The organism is Winogradskyella sp. (genome assembly GCF_045105575.1).
Classification (GTDB): Bacteria; Bacteroidota; Bacteroidia; order Flavobacteriales; family Flavobacteriaceae; genus Winogradskyella.
This window is the reverse complement of the sequence record NZ_JBGCDQ010000002.1, coordinates 54,332-74,080: the sequence shown is the minus strand read 5'-3', so window position 1 is coordinate 74,080 and position 19,749 is coordinate 54,332. Positions and strand designations below refer to the sequence as shown.

Annotated in this window: 14 protein-coding genes; 4 read left to right on the top strand and 10 right to left on the bottom strand. The window is 35.7% G+C overall.

Going from position 1 to position 19,749, the window contains the following annotated elements; genetic code table 11:
• Positions 1-73 precede the first annotated feature (73 nt).
• Positions 74-1,615: an acyl-CoA carboxylase subunit beta gene (locus tag AB8B52_RS00335; protein ID WP_406024091.1), complete on the top strand. Its 1,542-nt coding sequence runs from the start codon at positions 74-76 to the stop codon at positions 1,613-1,615.
• A gap of 76 nt (positions 1,616-1,691) precedes the next feature.
• On the opposite strand, the gene AB8B52_RS00330 is transcribed toward AB8B52_RS00335, so the two are convergent.
• Positions 1,692-3,464, bottom strand: a complete 1,773-nt coding sequence (locus AB8B52_RS00330; protein ID WP_406024089.1) for an ABC transporter ATP-binding protein — start codon at positions 3,462-3,464, stop codon at positions 1,692-1,694.
• Positions 3,465-3,616: 152 nt separating this feature from the next.
• Between AB8B52_RS00330 and AB8B52_RS00325 the strand changes: the two genes are divergently transcribed.
• Positions 3,617-4,813, top strand: a complete 1,197-nt coding sequence (locus AB8B52_RS00325; RefSeq protein WP_406024087.1) for a multidrug effflux MFS transporter — start codon at positions 3,617-3,619, stop codon at positions 4,811-4,813.
• Positions 4,814-5,029: 216 nt separating this feature from the next.
• Here AB8B52_RS00325 and AB8B52_RS00320 read toward each other — a convergent pair whose 3' ends face one another.
• Both AB8B52_RS00320 and AB8B52_RS00315 read right to left on the bottom strand, forming a co-directional pair.
• Positions 5,030-5,650: an L-threonylcarbamoyladenylate synthase gene (locus tag AB8B52_RS00320; protein WP_406024085.1), complete on the bottom strand. Its 621-nt coding sequence runs from the start codon at positions 5,648-5,650 to the stop codon at positions 5,030-5,032.
• Between the two features lie 111 nt (positions 5,651-5,761).
• Complete coding sequence (locus AB8B52_RS00315) at positions 5,762-8,092, bottom strand: ATP-dependent helicase (protein ID WP_406024083.1); 2,331 nt, start codon at positions 8,090-8,092, stop codon at positions 5,762-5,764.
• Positions 8,093-8,223: 131 nt separating this feature from the next.
• On the opposite strand from AB8B52_RS00315, the gene AB8B52_RS00310 reads away from it, so the two are divergent.
• Entirely contained in the window at positions 8,224-9,501 is a 1,278-nt protein-coding gene (locus tag AB8B52_RS00310) for a M20 family metallopeptidase (protein WP_406024081.1), read from the top strand.
• Positions 9,502-9,568: 67 nt separating this feature from the next.
• Entirely contained in the window at positions 9,569-10,090 is a 522-nt protein-coding gene (locus AB8B52_RS00305) for a hypothetical protein (RefSeq protein WP_406024079.1), read from the top strand.
• Positions 10,091-10,303: 213 nt separating this feature from the next.
• Here the strand turns inward: AB8B52_RS00305 and bshA are convergent, their stop codons facing one another.
• The 7 genes from bshA to AB8B52_RS00270 all read right to left on the bottom strand — a co-directional run bounded on the left by bshA (position 10,304) and on the right by AB8B52_RS00270 (position 19,729).
• Positions 10,304-11,440 (bottom strand): N-acetyl-alpha-D-glucosaminyl L-malate synthase BshA, encoded by a 1,137-nt coding sequence (gene bshA / locus AB8B52_RS00300; RefSeq protein WP_406024077.1) that lies wholly within the window; start codon positions 11,438-11,440, stop codon positions 10,304-10,306.
• A gap of 193 nt (positions 11,441-11,633) precedes the next feature.
• Positions 11,634-14,591, bottom strand: coding sequence for a glycoside hydrolase family 3 N-terminal domain-containing protein (locus AB8B52_RS00295; protein WP_406024075.1), 2,958 nt, complete (start codon positions 14,589-14,591; stop codon positions 11,634-11,636).
• Positions 14,592-14,840: 249 nt separating this feature from the next.
• Positions 14,841-16,064: a phosphoserine phosphatase SerB gene (gene serB, locus AB8B52_RS00290; protein ID WP_406024073.1), complete on the bottom strand. Its 1,224-nt coding sequence runs from the start codon at positions 16,062-16,064 to the stop codon at positions 14,841-14,843.
• An 80-nt stretch (positions 16,065-16,144) separates the two neighbouring features.
• A complete protein-coding gene (locus tag AB8B52_RS00285; protein ID WP_406024071.1) occupies positions 16,145-16,630 on the bottom strand; it encodes an ABC transporter ATPase in 486 nt (161 codons plus the stop codon).
• Between the two features lie 46 nt (positions 16,631-16,676).
• Complete coding sequence (locus tag AB8B52_RS00280; protein ID WP_406024069.1) at positions 16,677-18,188, bottom strand: PH domain-containing protein; 1,512 nt, start codon at positions 18,186-18,188, stop codon at positions 16,677-16,679.
• The gene (locus AB8B52_RS00275; RefSeq protein ID WP_406024067.1) at positions 18,175-18,696 is read right to left on the bottom strand and encodes a PH domain-containing protein; all 522 of its coding nucleotides are present in this window, start codon (positions 18,694-18,696) and stop codon (positions 18,175-18,177) included. The genes AB8B52_RS00280 and AB8B52_RS00275 overlap by 14 nt, the downstream gene beginning before the upstream one ends.
• Positions 18,697-18,946: 250 nt before the next feature.
• A complete protein-coding gene (locus AB8B52_RS00270; RefSeq protein WP_406024065.1) occupies positions 18,947-19,729 on the bottom strand; it encodes a (Fe-S)-binding protein in 783 nt (260 codons plus the stop codon).
• Between the last annotated feature and the right edge of the window lie 20 nt (positions 19,730-19,749).

Sequence of the window (19,749 nt, the reverse complement as noted above, 5' to 3'; positions counted from 1 at the left end):
CAATAAACAATATAATACATACAGCTTTGCGTCTTAGCGACTTTGCGAGAAAAAAGCAAGAAAAGAAAAAAGTATGAACAACAACATAAAAACCCTAAACGAAAAACTAGCCTTATCCAAACTAGGCGGCGGACAAGCCAGAATAGACAAACAGCACCAAAAGAAAAAACTAACCGCAAGAGAACGTGTAATGTATCTTTTAGATGAAGGTTCTTTTGAAGAAATCGGAGCCTTAGTCACACACAGAACCAAGGATTTCGGAATGGCAGACCAACAATTTTATGGTGATGGTGTGGTTACAGGCTACGGCACTGTCAACGGAAGATTAATCTATGTATTTGCACAAGACTTTACCGTTTTTGGTGGGTCATTATCAGAAACACATGCGGAGAAAATCTGTAAAATTATGGATATGGCCGTTAACGTTGGTGCACCAATTATTGGATTGAATGATTCTGGTGGTGCACGAATTCAAGAGGGTGTGCGTTCTTTAGGTGGTTATGCTGATATTTTTTATCGCAATGTTCAGGCGTCTGGTGTGATTCCTCAAATTTCTGCAATTATGGGTCCTTGTGCTGGTGGAGCGGTATATTCGCCTGCGATGACGGATTTTACATTAATGGTTCAAGACACGAGTTATATGTTTGTGACGGGTCCAAATGTGGTAAAAACAGTAACTAATGAAGAAGTAACCAGTGAAGAATTAGGTGGTGCCAGCGTACATTCCTCAAAATCTGGTGTGGCACATAAAACATCCACTAATGATGTGGAATGTTTAGAAGACATTAAAAAACTTTTAAGCTATTTACCACAGAGTAATAAAACAAAAGCCGATGACATCCCATTTGAATTAAAAGACGAAATTAGAGATGTACTATCATCGATAGTTCCTGAAAACCCTAACAAACCTTACGATATGCATGCGGTGATTCATGGCATTATCGATGAAGACTCGTTTTACGAAATTCATAAAGATTACGCAGAAAATATCATTGTTGGTTTTGCACGTTTAGGTGGCAAATCTGTTGGTATTGTTGCGAATCAACCTATGTTTTTAGCTGGTGTTTTAGACGTAAACAGTTCTAAAAAAGCAGCACGATTTGTACGTTTCTGTGATTGTTTTAATATTCCGTTGTTAGTCTTAGAAGATGTCCCAGGATTTTTACCAGGAACTGACCAAGAATGGAGTGGCATTATCGTTAACGGAGCAAAATTACTCTACGCATTTAGCGAAGCTACCGTTCCAAGAATCACGGTGATTACGAGAAAAGCCTATGGTGGCGCTTATGATGTTATGAATTCTAAACACATTGGTGCGGACATGAATTTTGCGTGGCCAAATGCCGAAATTGCGGTGATGGGAGCCAAAGGCGCTGCGGAAATTATCTTTAAACGCGAAATCAATGCTGCTGACGATAAAGAAGCCAAATGGAAAGAAAAAGAAGCTGAGTATGCTGAATTATTTGCCAATCCTTACAGTGCAGCCGAACGTGGTTTTGTAGATGATGTAATTTTACCACAAAACACGAGACGTAAATTGATAAAAGCGTTTAGCATGCTTGAAAATAAGGATGTTGTTAGACCTAATCGTAAGCATGGGAATATTCCTCTTTAACGAGATTTTAATAGACCTGTCAGGTTTTAAAAACCTAGCAGGTCTTATTTTTATTTAAAGCTTAGACACTTTAGTATTATATTTTAGCCTGAAACGTATACAAATCATAATAACGTCCTTCTGCTTTCAGCAATTCATCATGCGTACCACGTTCTGCAATGCGTCCGTTTTCAATCACTAAAATTTGATCTGCTTTTTTAATGGTGCTCAAACGGTGCGCAATAACAATCGTTGTTCTATTGTTAGTCAATTCAGATAAACTCTTTTGAATTAACCCTTCACTTTCGGTATCTAAATTAGAGGTCGCTTCATCTAGAATAATAATCTTCGGATCGGCTAAAATGGCTCTTGCTATGGCTATTCGTTGGCGTTGCCCTCCAGACAATTTCACTCCTCGTTCACCTATCAACGTTTCTAAGCCTTCATCAAAACGATCTGTAAATTCATTAACGTAAGCCGCTTTTACCGCAGCTAGTAATTGGGCTTCAGTGGCGTTTGGCCTCGGAAACATAATATTTTCTCTAATAGAACCTTCAAACAAAAATTCATCTTGTAACACCACACCTAAATGCTTTCTAAAACTATTCAATTTTACTTTCGATAGATCTTGACCGTCGATGGTTATGGTTCCTGATTTCGGATTTAAAAATGTGGCAGATAAGCCTGCAATCGTCGATTTACCAGAACCTGAACTTCCAACTAAGGCAATGACGGAACCAGACTCAGCTTTAAAATCTATGTTGTGTAGCACCTCTTTATCTTCTTCATATTCAAAAGACACGTCGTTAAATTCTAATTCGCCTTTAAAGTTTTCAATTTCAATAGTTCTATTTTCGTCATCATCTTCGGCTGTCATATTCATTAACTCTTCAGTTCTGTCCAAACCAGCTAAAGCTTCCGTAAGTTGACTCCCAATATTACTCATTTGTACAATGGGTGCAATCATAAAACCGAGGACTAATGTGAAGAATAAGAATTCACCTGTCGTCATACTACCATCAATCATGTAGTAACCACCAATTCCCATAATTCCGGTAGTGGCTACTCCTATCAAAAAGGTGGAAGAACTCGTCATTAACGCTGTTGCTGTTAAACTCTTTTTTACATTCTGAAAAATAGCATCGACTCCTTTTTCAAAGACTTTATTTTCTTGTTCTTCCGCATTAAATGCTTTTATCACACGCACACCAGCTAAGGTTTCTGTTAAACGGCCTTTAACGTCTGCATTGATTTTTCCTCGTGTTCTAAATATTGGTCGAATATATTTAAAGGCTTTTAAAGCGATGACCGCAAAAATTGATAGCGGAACAAACACAAATAGCGTCATCCAAGCATTCAATTTTATTAAAATTACCATAGATACAATGGCTGTAAACGTGCCACCTACCAATTGCACTAGACCAGTACCAATTAAATTCCGTACACCTTCCACATCGCTCATAATACGCGACACTAAACCACCTGATTTTGTGTTATCGAAAAAACTAATAGGCAACGACAGTACTTTTTTCTGCACCTGTGCACGTAATTCGCTGATAAGGTATTGGGCTTGTACGCTTAATATTTTAGTTAGAGCAAACGATGTTAGCGCCTGAACGGTAATTGCTGCAATTACAATACCAATGAGTAAATACAACTGGTCGAAATCTTTGTTAGGCACCACATCGTCTAACAATACTTTACTTTGCCATGGCAAAATAAGACCTGATAAACTTCTAATAACAATTAGTAATAAGCCTAGTAAAACCAAATTTCGTCTTGGCCAGATAATCGTTTTAAAAGCCGTTGCCATAGTAACTTTTGGCTTATCCGTTTTTGACGTTTTAGAACGTTCTTTATAATGCTGCATTCCCTTTAATTTTATGCAAATATAAGATGAACCTGTGGGTTTTGGTTAGTTTCGGATGATATTCATAAATCATAAATTTTATAATAGCATTATCTCTTATATTCCTCTAAAACCAAACCTTAATTCATGTATAATTAAACTACTTTTGCGCCATGCAAAATAAACAACGGTCGCAATTAGAATTTGTGTTATTAATGGCAGCTTTAATGGCTATCGTCGCTATATCTATTGATGCTGTTTTACCTGCATTGCCTAATATTGGTGCACATATTAGCAGTGCAAGTGCTACTGAAAATCAGAAACTGATAACCGCTATTTTTTTAGGTCTCGGATTTGGTCAGCTTCTTTTTGGACCATTATCAGACAGTTTTGGACGCAAACCTGTGATCTATGTTGGTTTTGGAGTATTCGTAATCGCGTCTATTATATGTGTGACCACGCGTAATTTTGAAATGATGATTTTTGGACGCGTACTGCAAGGTATTGGTTTATCTTCTGCGAGAACCATGAGTATTGCGATGGTGAGAGATTCTTACAGTGGTGACCATATGGCTAAGATTCTTTCTATTGTAGTGATGACCTTTATTTTAGTTCCTGTCGTTGCACCTATGCTTGGTCAATTTTTGCTTGGACAATTTGGTTGGAAATCCATTTTTAGTTTCAATCTCATATTCGGATTAATAGTGATCCTATGGTTTTGGAAACGGCAACCCGAAACACTTCACGAAAAATATAAGAAAACCTTTAAACTCTCTATTTTTAAATCGGGTACCATTTCATTTATTAGAATAAAATCAGCAGTAGTTTACACCCTACTTTCAGGATTAGTAACGGGTTCTTTTATGGTCTATTTGAGTACGTCTCAACAAATTTTTCAGGTGCAATATAATTTGGGAGACTACTTTCCATACATCTTTGCCAGTTTAGCCACAACCATTGGTTTAGCCACGTTTTTAAACAGTACCATTGTGATGCGCTTTGGTATGTGGAATTTAGTGCATATCGCTATGATTTCATTCGTCACCATATCATTGTGTTATGTGATTATATTTTGGTCTGGCATCAATCCACCCATCGAAATATTGATGGCATTTTTAATGCTTCAATTTGCAAGTATTGCCTTTTTATTCGGAAATTATCGGGCTTTAGCCATGCAACCCATGGGACATATTGCAGGTATTGGTTCTGCACTCAATGGCTTTATTTCAACCGTTATGGCTGTTCCTATTGCCAACTATATCGGTAGTTTCGTTACAACCTCAGTACTGCCTTTGTTTATTGGTTTTTTAGTCACAGGTGTTATTGGTTTGGTCTTGTTTTATAGTGTGAAGAAACCTGCTCGAGGGTAAACGTTTAAGATTTGATATAAGATTTATCTAAAATTGAATAAACATATCCCAATTTTCTATAGGAATTCCTTCATGAGCTTTTTTAAGAATCAGAAGATTAATCTGATTATTACTAATTTGATATTTATCAATAATTTTAAAACAGGTGAAGCTACTGTTCCACACAAACATCACTTCTTTATTCTTCTACCTCTATAAAATATTCATATGAGATATTTAAAAAATCTCCAAACTCCCTTTACCTTCTCTAATAACTACAGGTTCGTCTTCGGACAAATCAATAATAGTAGAAGCTTCGTTGTCGCCATAACCACCATCAACAACTAAATCGACTAAATTATCCCATTTTTCAAGAATTAATTCTGGGTCAGTAGTGTATTCTAAAACGTCATCGTCATCTCTAATTGACGTGGATACAATTGGGTTTCCTAATGCTGCTACAATGGCTAAAGCGATGGAATTGTCTGGTACTCTAATACCAACTGTTTTTCGTTTTTTGAAGGGATTGGGTAAGTTTTTTGAACCTGGTAGAATAAACGTGTAAGGTCCAGGTAAAGCACGTTTTAAGATTTTAAAGGTCGTTGTATTAATTTGCTTAACGTAATCACTCAGGTTACTTAAATCTTCGCAGACAAATGAGAAATTAGATTTTTCTAGCTTAACCCCTTTAATTTTGGCAATGCGTTCTAAAGCTTTTATATTGGTAATATCGCAGCCTAAACCATAAACGGTATCGGTTGGATAAATGACTAATCCACCACTTTTTAAAACGCTAACGACTTTCTGAATCGCTTTCGGATTCGGGTTTTCAGGATATATTTTAATAAACTCAGCCATACCATGCAGTTTTTAAAATTGCATTAACAAAATAACATATAATTTTTAGAATTACTAACCCTTACCTTAAAGTATCTAAAGCGGAGCTATTAAGCGTTTAATGCGCCCTTTTTAAGATCTCATAATCTGAAGCTTTGCAAAACGCAACAATAATTTTTTGACATCACCTTTCTGAAATTTAATTTCAGCTTTAGAGTCCGCACCTTTCCCTTCAATATTAATCACTTCACCTCTACCAAACCGCTGATGATTCACTTTGTCTCCTACCTCTAATTTTGTTTCAAAAGATGCCTGTTCTTCAGTTTTAGCAACTGGAACCATTTTCTTTGGCGCTTTGATTTCAAAATTTTCAGGTTTGGCTTTTGTGTTCTTTTTCGGCATTTTGGCTGTCTTTGGTTTTGCGAATCTTACTCTGTTAGGCTCAATATCTCCAAAAATGGAGGCATCGAGCATTGGGTTGAATCGTTGTTCTTTTAATGGTGTAATAATGTCTACAAATTCTTCATCAATCTCTTCAATAAATCGACTAGGTTCGGCATCTATTAATTTTCCCCATCGGTAACGCGATAAGGTATAGGTTAAATACGCTTGTTTTTCTGCTCTGGTAATGGCGACATAAAATAAGCGACGTTCTTCTTCGAGTTCACTACGCGTATTCATGCTCATGGCACTTGGAAATAAATCTTCCTCCATACCTACAATAAATACATGACCAAACTCCAAGCCTTTCGCCATGTGAATACTCATTAAAGCCACATGATCTGGATCGCCTTTATCGGCATCTAAATCAGTTGCCAAAGCCACATCTTCTAAAAATTCAGCCAAAGAGTCACCAGCATCAGCGAGTTCCATTTGGCCTTCTACGAAATCTTTGATACCATTCAATAATTCTTGAACGTTATCAATACGTGTCACTCCTTCTGGTGTCGCATCCTTTCCTAACTCTCTAATTAAACCACTGGTTTTAGTGACATGCTCTGCTAAATCAAACGCATTAGCTGTCTGATTCATGACTTTGTAACTTTCAATAAGCGTTACAAAATCTCGAAGTTTATTTTTAGTCCCATTATTAATGTTTATGGAAATAGTATCAATGTTCTTAATAAGATCATAAATGGTTTTTCCTGTGGCATTTGCCGCCACTAACAAACGATCAATGGTGGTTTGACCTATGCCTCTGGCAGGATAATTAATAACGCGTTTTAAGGCTTCTTCATCTGCAGAATTGAGAATTAAACGCAAATAAGCCGTAACATCCTTAATTTCTTTGCGTTGGTAAAATGATAATCCACCGTAAATTCGGTAGGGAATATCACGTTTTCTTAAGGCATCTTCAATAGCACGAGACTGTGCATTGGTTCTATACAAAACCGCAAACTCGCTATTGGCTAATTGGTGATTCATTTTGGTTTCCCAAATGGTACTTGCTACATAGCGTCCTTCGTCTGCATCTGTCATAGCACGATGCACCAACACCTTTTCGCCTTCAACATTTGCCGTCCAAACGATTTTATCAATCTTGGTTTTATTATGTTCAATGACTGAGTTTGCTGCACCAACAATATTTTTTGTAGAACGGTAATTTTGTTCTAATCGGTACATTTTAACATTATCGTAATCTTTTTGAAAATTCAAGATGTTATTAATGTTAGCACCACGGAATGCATAAATACTTTGTGCATCATCACCTACCACACAGATATTCTGAAAACGATCAGCCAAGGCTCTCACAATTAAATATTGAGAATGGTTGGTATCTTGATACTCATCGACCAGAATATAGCGAAATTTATTTTGATATTGTGCTAATACATTCGGAAAACGGGTTAACAACTCATTGGTTCTTAACAACAAATCATCAAAATCCATAGCACCTGCTTTAAAACAACGGTCTACATATTCTTTATAGATTTCTCCCATTTTTGGTCGCCTTGCCATAGCATCGGCTTCCATCAATTCGGGATTTTTAAAATAGGCTTTTACAGTCACCAAACTATTTTTGTAAGATGAAATACGACTATAAACCTGTTTTGTTTTGTAAATATCTTTGTCGAGTCCCATTTCCCTAATAATGGAACCCATTAATTTCTGAGAGTCTTGTGTATCGTAAATGGTAAAATTGCTTGGGAAACCGAGGTGGTGCCCTTCAAAACGTAATATTTTAGCAAAAACAGAGTGAAACGTTCCCATCCAAAGATTTTTAGCTTCACCATCGCCAACAATATCAGCAATTCTTCCTTTCATTTCCTTGGCAGCCTTATTGGTAAAGGTGAGTGCTAAAATATTAAAAGAATCCACACCCTTGCTCATTAAATAAGCGATACGATAAGTCAACACACGTGTTTTGCCCGAACCTGCGCCAGCGATGATAATCATCGGACCATCAATCTGTAAGGTAGGTTCTAATTGTGCGTCGTTAAGTTGACTGAGATACTTTTCCAAGTTACGTTTTTTTGAAGTTGTGAAATTACGGATAGTCTTATAGTTTTCCGAATGTAAAGCGTATAAATTATAAAAATATTTCAAAATTTAGTTTGATAAAATTTCGATATCTTAGGGCAAAATTAAACAACATGAAGCCATTTTTATACCTGTTACTATTTGCATCAACCTTATCATTTGCTCAAAACGCTCTTGATGAAGACATTGCGTCCATTGAATCAAAGCTTATTGAATGGAGACGGTATTTCCACCAAAACCCAGAATTATCGAATCAAGAATTTAAAACCGCTGAAAAAATTGCTGCGCATTTAAAATCTTTAGGATTGGAAGTTGAAACCGAAGTAGCGATCACTGGAGTTGTTGGCTTACTAAAAGGCGACTTACCTGGTAAAGTGGTGGCTTTACGAGCCGATATTGATGCGCTTCCTGTAACAGAACGAAATGATTTACCGTTTAAATCTGATGTCAAAACGACGTTTCTAGGTACAGAAACTGGCGTGATGCATGCTTGTGGACACGATACGCATATCGCTATTTTAATGGCTACAGCTGAAGTGCTCTCTAAACATAAAGACAAAATAAGAGGGACGATAAAATTTATTTTTCAACCTGCGGAAGAAGGCCCTCCGCCAGGCGAAAAAGGTGGCGCAAAACTCATGATTAAAGAAGGAGTTTTAGAAAATCCGAAGGTCAATGTTATTTTTGGACTGCACATTAACGCAGGCACTCCTGTTGGTACTTTAAAGTATAAAAAAGGTGGCATTATGGCTTCTGTAGAGCGTTTTGTTATCGATGTAAAAGGGAAACAGACCCATGGCTCTCAACCTTGGTCTGGTGTAGATCCTATTTTAATTTCGGCTAAAATCATTGATGGTTTGCAAACCATTATTAGTAGAGAAGCCAAATTAACGGATGAAGCTGCTGTAATTACCGTTGGAAAAATAACCGCAGGAACCCGATTTAATATCATACCTGAAACCGCTCAATTAATAGGAACGGTAAGAACTTTAGACAAAGACATGCGGACTATGATTGAAAGGCGCATGACTGAAATGACCGAAACCATTGCGAAAGCCTATGGTGGTGAAGCTACAATTTCTTTTAGAAACCAAACATCGATTACCTACAACGATCCTGAGTTAACAGACCAAATGTTACCATCATTGCAAAAAGTCGCAGGAACTGAGAATGTAAAACTTATGAAAGCGACCACAGGTGGTGAAGATTTCTCATATTTTCAAGAAATAGTGCCTGGCATTTATTTCTTTTTAGGAGGTATGACGCCAAGCGACACATCGAAAGGAGCTTTTCCACACCACACTCCTGATTTTATGATTGATGAAAGTGGCATGTTACTCGGAGTAAAAGCATTTACGCAACTTACTTTAGATTATTTGAATTCTAAATAAGAGTTCTTTAGATTGTTTTTATATTCGCAATTGATAAACTAAAAATCAACTCAAAAAAATAGTTTCGATGGATATTGATGACCTTTTAACGCTTATTTTTAATCTTGCACCTGCTTTAATTGTTGGTGCTTTAGCCTATTATTTTTTCAAACAATTCATTGAAAATGAAGACAACCGCAGACGTTTTTTATTACAAAAGGATATGCAAAAAGCATCCTTCCCATTGCGACTGCAAGCCTATGAGCGCATAACCCTTTTTTTAGAACGTATTGCGCCTTCAAAATTATTAACAAGAACGAATCCAACATCCTCAAATAAAGAAGATTACGAAAGTCTACTTATTGCCACTATTGAGCAAGAGTTTGAACACAATTTAACGCAACAAATCTACGTTAGCGATCAATGTTGGTCCATTACCCAGGCGGCAAAAAACGCCACAATTCAGTTGATTAGAAAAGCGACTATGAAAGAAGGTACTGATACTGCCGAAAAACTGCGCGAAGTGGTTTTAACCGAACTTATGGATAAAGCGGCTCCGAGTAATGCAGCTTTGGCTTTTATTAAGGAAGAGGTTAGTACGATGTGGTAGAAAAGCCCATCCAACCTTCCCAGAGGGAAGACGTTTCAGTATCAGGTGCCAATCTCTGGTTACTTTCTGTATTCGAAAGTTTATGCTTATGGCATAACTACCGTCAATCATAGCTTCTTGAATAAGATGATACGCTTTCTTAAAGTTAGACTTTCAAAATTATTGAAAAAAATAGTGATCTCTGATTCTCCTGAATATTTGTGGCAACTATCACTAGTACACCATATACGTTTTTAACGTTTCCTCATAAATGGCTTCGTACATTGGTACAATTTCACGAAGATCAAATTTCTGTGATTGCGCTTTAGCGTTGGCTTTGAATTTGTTTAAAGTAGGTATATCTGACAAGATTTTAACAGCATTTACAGACATATCTTTAACTGCATTGACATCACTTAAATAACCAGAAAAGCCATCTTCATTAACTTCAGATAAGCCACCTGTGTTTGTTGAAATTACTGGCACTCCATTTGCCATCGCTTCTAGAGCTGCTAAACCAAAACTTTCGGTTTGTGATGGTAATAAAAATAAATCGCTAAAACATAAAATACGATCGATTTCATGACTGTTTCCAAAGAAAATAACACGATCCGAAATTCCTAATGCTTCAGCCAATCGTTCTGCTCCTTCTTTTTCTGGTCCTTCACCTACCATCATTAATTTGGCTGGTAATTCTTTTTGGATGTTGTAAAAAATCTTTATGACATCAGGAATTTGTTTCACTTCCCTAAAGTTACTAATGTGTGTTATAATTCGTTCGTTATCGTCTGCCATCATACCACGTTGACAATCCGTAAAATTATGATTCTGTTTTTCTAAATCTATAAAATTAGGCACCACATGAATCTCTTTTTTAATATTGAATAAACGCATGGTATCTTTCTTCAAACTGTCTGAAACCGAAGTAACTGCGTTAGATTTATTGATACTAAACGTCACAGCTGGTTTGTAAAACGGATGACTTCCAACTAAGGTAATATCAGTGCCATGCAACGTAGTTACAATTGGTACGTTAATACCTTCGTCCTTTAACATTTGTTGCGCCATATAAGCTGCATAAGCGTGCGGAATGGCATAATGTACATGTAATAATTCAATGCCATGTAGCTTTACCATATCTACCAATTTACTTGATAAGGCCAACTCATAGGGTTGATAATGAAACAACGGATATTCTGGAACATGCACTTCGTGAAAATGCACATTACTACTCAACAATTCTAAACGTACAGGCTGACTGTAGGTTATAAAATGAATCTCGTGACCACGTTTAGACAATTCTAAGCCTAATTCTGTAGCAACCACTCCACTTCCACCGAAGGTTGGGTAACACACTATTCCTATTTTCATTTTTTTTAAAATTTAAAGTGTCTGAAATTTCAAGCACTTAACGTTACGTATTTGGTTTCGGTCGTTATCGATTCTTAATCCTTGCAAATTTATAGTGTGCGGTCTTTTTTAAATTCATCCCTTCTTGAAATTAACACTGTCGTATTGGCGAATTCCAACTTTAAATAATTTCAAACTTAAAACTCTAGGCACTCTAATCAATAATCGCCTCATAAATTAAGCGTTGAATTTCGGTTCTAATATTTTCTCTTAGCAATAAGTTTTTTCCTGCTTGCGGATAGGTTCTATTGGCTAAAAATATATAAACAATTTCTTCCTCAGGATCTGCCCAAGCGTAGGTTCCTGTAAATCCGGAATGCCCAAAACTCGTCATGGATAAACAGCCACAGGTTGGACCTTCCTCGCCTAATTGCGGTTTATCAAACCCAATACCTCTTCGGTTATTGTTGCCACAGTAATAACAATAGTTAAACTTATCTACGGTTTCATTTTTAAAATAACGTTTGCCACCATAAAAGCCTTTTTGTAGATACATCTGCATTATTTTAGCAACATCATTGGCATTACTAAAAACTCCTGCGTGTCCGCCAATACCATCTTGCATAGCGGCTCCCATATCGTGTACGTAACCATGTACTTTTTTGTAACGGTAATAATTATCTACTTCAGTCGGTACAATATCTTTTAAGCTGAATTTTTTGCGTGGATTGTAAGTGGTGTAATTGGCTCCTAGAGATTTGTAAAAACGATCGTCCGCAATTTCACTTAACGGTTTGTCATAAAACCCTTCGAGATAATCTTTAAGAATATAATAGGGCAAGTCACTATAACGGTAACGCAAGCTCGATAGCAATTCACTTTCACGTATAATTTTCTGAATAGAATCCTTATAATCGTTACGCATAAAAAGGGTATTCGTCACTTCTACATTAAAGCCTTTGGTACGTGTTTTTCTATAGTACTTAGGATCTGGTTTTTTAGTTACCGTATCTAAAGTGGCATAATAAAACGGAATCCAAGGTTTGAGTTGGGCATAATGCGATAACATTTTCTTTAGTGTCACATTTTTCTTGTTCGTGTTTTTATACTCAGGCATCAACTTATTGAGTTTATCATCTAAAGAAATGGATCCTCGCTCTTCTAACTCCATTAATACTGGCAACGTGGCTAATATTTTGGTTAATGACGCTACGTCATAGATATCATTAAAATCTACTTTGTTCTTTTTGGAATAGGTATGATATCCGAAATTCTTATTGTAAATCACTTTCCCTTTTCGTGCTACGAGCAATTGAATACCAGGTGTCATTTTGCCATTTACAGCATGATTCGCAACAGAATCAATTCTACTTAATAGGTTAGAATCCATACCTACACGTTCTGGCAAACCGTAACTTAAACTTGAAATGGAATTATAGGTTTCTCCAGTTCCTACCGGAAAAAACTGACCTGTACTCACTGGTAATTTTCCTTTAGCAGCAATAGCACCAAAAATAAGCTGAGCCGATTTCTCTTGGGCAATTTTACTATTCTGGTAACTCATTACCATGCCTTCTATATTTTCTATGGAAAGTAAATCGTTTAAGGCGTAAGGTCTGGCAAAAACATCTAGAATAATGGTATTGGTTCTCGCAATTTCATACAACCAAGTCATTTCTTTTTGCGAAAATTTGAAGCTTTTCCATGGATTCGAATTCGATTTATGAAAACCAACCACAACCGTGTTGTAATTTTGAAGTTTTGAAATGATACCATCCAACTTATCTGCTTTAATCTCGTGAACTTTGGTGTATTTTCTAAGTTCATCTAAAAATAAAGAACCATCATCATCTCCTAAACTCACATAGGCAATTTTCTTAGTTTCTAAATTACGTAATGGTAATAAGGTATTTGTGTTTTTAACGACTGTAATGGAATTTTCCATGAGTTCTTCATAGAGTAAGTCGTCTTCTAATCGATTTAAATCATTTTCTAAATCGTAGATGCCAATGGGTGAATAGTTATGAAGCCCAACTTTATACTTCGCCATTAATATTTTTTTAACCGAATGTGCCAAACGATCTTCAGTGATGGTGCCATTATTAAAGGCTTCAACAAATTTAGCAATGCCTTTTTCTGGATTTTCGGACATTAACATTACGTCGTTTCCTGCTAAAAATGCCATTAAATCTACTTCACCTCCTTGTACAAAACTCTTGGTTTTTGTACCATCAATATCTTGTGCCACATAATCTGCTGCGCCTTTCATGGTTAAAGCATCCGTAAAAATTAAACCATTAAATCCTAAACTGTCTTTTAAAATATCGGTGACAATATGCTTAGACAATGACGACGGAAAATCTGGTCTTGATTCTAAACTTGGTACATTTAAATGTGCTACCATGACACTTGCTAATCCTTCTTTAATCAATTTTCGATAAGGATACAATTCTATAGAATCGATGCGTTTTGCGCTGAAATTAATAGTTGGTAATTTTAAATGAGAATCGTCTTCCGTATCACCATGACCAGGAAAATGTTTAGCATTGGCTAGTGTTCCTGCACTTTGCATACCTTTCATAAAAGCCAAACCTTTATCCGTAACATTGTCTCTATCTTCACCAAAGGAACGGTTGCCAATGATTGGGTTTTTTGGATTGGTGTTAATATCTACCGCAGGCGCAAAATTAAAATGCACACCTAAACGTTTGCAATGTTCACCGATTTGTCGTCCTGTTTGTTCTACCAATTGGTTATCTGAAATAGCACCAAGTGTCATATTCCAAGGAAATGCATATGTTGAATCTAAGCGCATGCTTAAACCCCATTCCGCATCCATACCAATTAATAACGGAATCTTAGAAGCCGCTTGCAATTGGTTGTTTAATTTGGCCTGACGAATTGGCCCACCATTAGAATAAATTAAACCTCCAATATGTTGTTGGGTAATGAGTTTAGCGATACCATTTTCATGCGCTTTTCCTTTATTAGAAAAAACCTGAACCATAAACAATTGACCAATTTTTTCATCAATAGACATGCCATTATAAAGGCTATCTACCCATTTTTGTTGCTGAATAGCATCTTGAGATTGCAGTGGATTAGCAGAAAGATCTTGTGCAACATTAATTTGAAAACAAGCACATATAAGAAAAAGGGCAAGGTAACGCATTGAAATCTGTATCGTTTATAGGTTTAATATCTGAAGTGATAACGAATATTGTGCCAAATTAGCATATTTCGTAGGAAGTAAAAAGACTTTATGATAGATTTTTGATAATGGAAATTGCTTGAAAAATGGAATCGTGATTTTAAGTATCGCAGATAAAGTACAGAAAGTCATTTTTTAAAAACACATACCGCTTCATTTATCCGTATATTAAAATTATCAGGACAATTTTGAAAAACCCAAGAGTATAACCTACTCAAACAAATCAATCTGACGATCGTGATAACCCAACAGATACAGCACACCATCTAAGCCAATACTAGAAATAGAACTTTGTGCATTGTCTTTCACTTTTGGCTTTGCATGAAACGCAATACCCAAACCAGCTAAATTTAGCATTTGCAAATCGTTAGCACCATCACCAATAGCAATAGTTTGGTTAATATCTATTTGCATATTATCTGCCAATAACTGTAAGTATTCTGCTTTTTTGTTGCCATCCACAATATCGCCTAAATAACCACCAGTTAATTTGCCATCTTTAATTTCGAGCTGATTGGCATACACATAGTCGATGTCTAATTTTTTCTGAAGGTAATGTCCGAAATACGTAAATCCACCAGATAAAATGGCTGTTTTAAATCCGTAATAATGTAAGGTATCAATCAGTCGTTTAGCTCCTTTTGTAATTGGCAAACGCTCTGCGACTTCTTGTAAAACCGATTCGCTTAAACCTTCTAAAAGTTTCATGCGTTGTTTAAAACTTTCGTTGAAATCTATTTCGCCTTGCATCGCAGATTCTGTAATCGCTTTAACCTCCTTACCAACTCCAGCCAATTCCGCTAACTCATCAATAACTTCGGTTTGTATCAACGTGGAATCCATATCAAAACACACCAAACGTCTGTTACGTCTAAAAATCGTATCTTCTTGAAACGCAATATCGGCATCTAATTCGCGTGAAATCTCCATAAATTTCTGCGTGAAATCTGACTTGTCACTAATGTTGCCTCTTATGGATAATTGAATCGACGCTCTTGGATAGTCTTCGTGTTTTACCAAAGAGGTTCTTCCTGTTAAACGTTTTATAGAATCTATGTTTAAGTTTTTAGCTGAAATTATTTTAGTGACCTCAGATATTTGTAAAGCCGTTAATTTTTCGCCTAAAATGGTGATAATGTAGCGGTCTTTACCTTGAAGATTCACCCACTTCTCATAATCTTCAAGTGATATTGGTGAAAACTTGGCAGTAATACCCAACTCGTAAGCCTTGAATAATAAATCTTTAAGTACTGCTGCTGATTTTTTACCTGATTTTATTTCGAACATAATGCCTAAAGACAAGGTATCATGAATGTTTGCTTGTCCAATATCTAAAACTTTAGCATCGTATGCAGCTAAAACACCTGTTAAGCTGGATGTTAATCCTGGTTTATCTTGTCCTGAAATATTTAATAAGAAAATGTCTGTGTCCATTTAATGAATTACGAATTTTGATTTAAGATGTACGATTTATTACGTACGGACTGGAATTTGAGATTTAAACGTTGGAATTTCTATTTTATGAATCTACTATGCCAACTTTCACTTGCAGGCACTTCCCAATTCTCATTAAATTCGGCAATATTCGTCACCAAATTATTAAAGACGATGGTGTTTTTAGAAACTGCTTTTTGTTGTGCCATTTTTTTAAAATCTATCAATGATTTGTAGGCTACAAATTCACCTTGCTTGTAAGAGACATTCATTTTATCCATTAAATCCACATTGTATTGTTTTTCTAATTGCTGAATAAAACCTACTGATGCGTCTATGGAACAGCCTGTTGCGCTATTCAAACTTTGATCCATGGCAATAACTATAAACCGCTTATAAACAAATTTATAGCCTGCTTTTAAATCTTTTCCGTGCGCTGTCCAAGCTTCAATGAATGTATCTAATTGGTTTTTTATTTCTTCCAATTCTTGATCTGAAAATGAACGGTTGGCTTGGTAAATCCAGACTCTTGCTTCTTCTGGTAAGGTATTAAAATCGACTAGCATAAACTTCTGTTTTTTAACGAACTCATTTAACGGTAAAAATACAATTTTACATCCAATCTTTATCTTGAGATTCCACCTTATATAACAGAAAATTATAAATAGATAAAGCTTCCGATTTTGAAATATAAGGAATGGTTACTGATTTTGAAGCCGTTGAAATTTTAACGGATGCAATATGTTGTCGTTTTTGAAAAATAGTCTGCTGTAGCTTTACGGCTTGGATTTTATGAATTTCGAGAATATTTGTTGTGGTATCAATCACTCCACTGCCAATAGTCACAAAATTATCTGAAATTTTATAATACGCTTTTTTATAAGCGAAGTAAACATACAACGCAGCTAAAGGGATAAAAACGGCATTAATCCATAAAAGTTGGGTTCCAAATAAAAACAAGGCTAAACTATTAATGATGATGCCGAATAAGAGCATCTCTAAGGCTGAGATTCGCATAAAATAAGGTCTGGGTTTTGCTTTTTCAGGCGCACCATCGTTGTAATCGGCTAAAAGTTTATTGAGTAAGTAGTTGAGTTGGGCTTTTTCTAAAGCTACAATTTTAAAATTCTTTTGTTGTTTTACATCAACCATGGCTTGCTTTACCGATAAGCTATGCAATCCGAAATATTGTTTGACACGATTGGTTGTAATGACTAAATTTTGAATACGATTTGGTGTTAAACTCAAAGACACTTTGTTGAAAAGTCCTTTATTAATTTCTATTGTTTTTTGATGCTCTACAACTTCGAGATTAAAATTAATAATGAAGGTTTTTACCACTGAAAATATAAATGAAAACAACACAACGGCAAGTATGATGAGTACATTAGCAATTAACAAATTGAGTAAGGTCTGCTCTTTAAGGTCAACAACGCCTTCAACGGTATCTTTTAAATTTAAATCTTCTAAATAATCTTTAAATTCATAATACAAACCAAAAACAAAAGCCGTAATTCCTAAAAAGCTTTTAAAATGATTTTGCGATAAGCCTTCTAATAGCAATCGTTTTGGCGTGACTTTAAAAAACACATTGCGTTCGGTCGGTACTTCTGCTCCATCCGTAATTTTATTTTCATTTTCTAAATTAGCTTTAGTAAACAATTTCTTTTTTAAGCGCAGCGCTGTCGGTTTATCTAAAGCACTAATTTCAATTTCGGATTTTTTATCTCCTGCAGTTTCAATTTTTACGGAAACCACATTAATCACTTGTTGTAAAAAATTTTGTTTGATGTAAACATTCTGAATTTTAGACTTCGGAATTATCGTCGTATCCTTATTGATAATGCCTGTTGCTAAATGAAAATCATCTTTACTTAAATGAAATTTGAAATTGAGATATTTTAAAATGGCAATGATTAGAATAATGATTAAAACACCGATTAAGCCCAACATCATCATCGTTGGCGACATGTTCCCAAAAGACTTTCGTCGCATTAACGACACACCAAATGCAATAAAAAGAACAAAGAACTTTTTAAAAAACGTAAACACATTAAACGCAAAAATAACGATAATGCCTTTAGATGATTGTCTTATGGGTTGCGAGAAATCAGTCGTTTCCATTGATCTTTTCGCTGATGATTTCTTTAATTTGTTTGGCTTCGAAATGTGGCAAACCTTTAATGCTTAAATCACTTCCTGCTTCGCCTGCCGTAAATATTTTTAATGTGGCCAAACCAAATTGTCTTGCTAACCAACTTCGAGATTCTTCTACATGTTGGATTCTAGACATTGGAAGCGTGATTATAGAATGTATAATTAGGCCTTTTGAGTAAATTACATCGTGCTCTCGAATGGCATATTTTCGTTTTTTAAAAGCCAAAGAACTCACCACAATGTTAATAGTGCAAAATGCCAAGACTATAAAAATGAGATACCAAATGTTAATGTTGAGTGCTTCTTTACGCTCAATAACATATTTAGCAGCAATAACAGATGCAAATAATACGGCATAAATGGCTAATTTATTCAGTAAAATAATTTTGAAATAGGCTTTTGAAATCGGTTTTAGGCTCACCTCTTCTACTTTGGGCAAGTCTTCAGTTTGTATTTGTAGGTTGGTGAAAGTCATATCATAAAACGATTTGGTTAATTTTAAAAGACTAATCTTTCTATTTTAACCTTATTCCTAAAGGCTAAACTCATAAAAAACCAGTAAAACGTAGCACAGAAAATAAATTTAATCAAGGAAAATCGGCTGTTTTCATAATAATCAAAACCTGCCATTAATGAAGCAAAAACAAGCCAATCAGCACTCCAGTCTTAATTCTTGTTTTTAGCGGTAATTTTTCGATGTTATTTCCCATAACACTAAAAAAAAATTAAGCCTCTGCGATCAATTCAGCAATATCCATAACTACAATTTCAGATTCTTTTTCTTTGAACGTTACTCCATCAGACATCATGGTTTTGCAGTATGGACAACCTGTCGCGATAATTTCGGGTTGTGTTTCTAAAGCATCTTCAGTTCTAAGAACATTAATTTCCTTGTTTCCTGGTTCGGCATCTTTAAACATTTGTGCTCCACCAGCTCCACAACATAAGGCTGTACCTCTATGACGTTTCATTTCAACTAAAGTAGCATTGGTTTTCTTTAATACATCTCTTGGTGCATCGTACACTTTGTTTGCACGTCCTAAGTAACAAGGGTCGTGAAATGTAATGCGTTTACCTTTAAACGTATTTCCGTCTAAAGTTAAACGGCCAGAGGTCATTAACTCTTCGATGTATTGTGTATGATGAATAACATCGTAGCTTCCGCCAAGACTTGGATATTCATTTTTTATGCAATTGAAAGAATGTGGATCGCAGGTCACAATGCGTTTCACCTCGTAACCATTAAGCACTTCAATATTCATAACGGCTTGCATTTGAAATAAGAATTCATTACCAGCGCGTTTAGCAACGTCACCAGTATTACTTTCTTCCGTTCCTAAAACCGCAAAACTGACGTTGGCTTTGTGAAGTATTTTTACAAACGCCTTCGTTATTTTTTTTGCTTTATCATCATAACTACCAGCAGAACCTACCCAAAATAAAATTTCTGGTTGTTTGCCTTCTGCCATCATCTCTGCCATGGTTGGCACTTTAAGTTGCTCGCTCATTTGTTATGTTTTAAATTTAT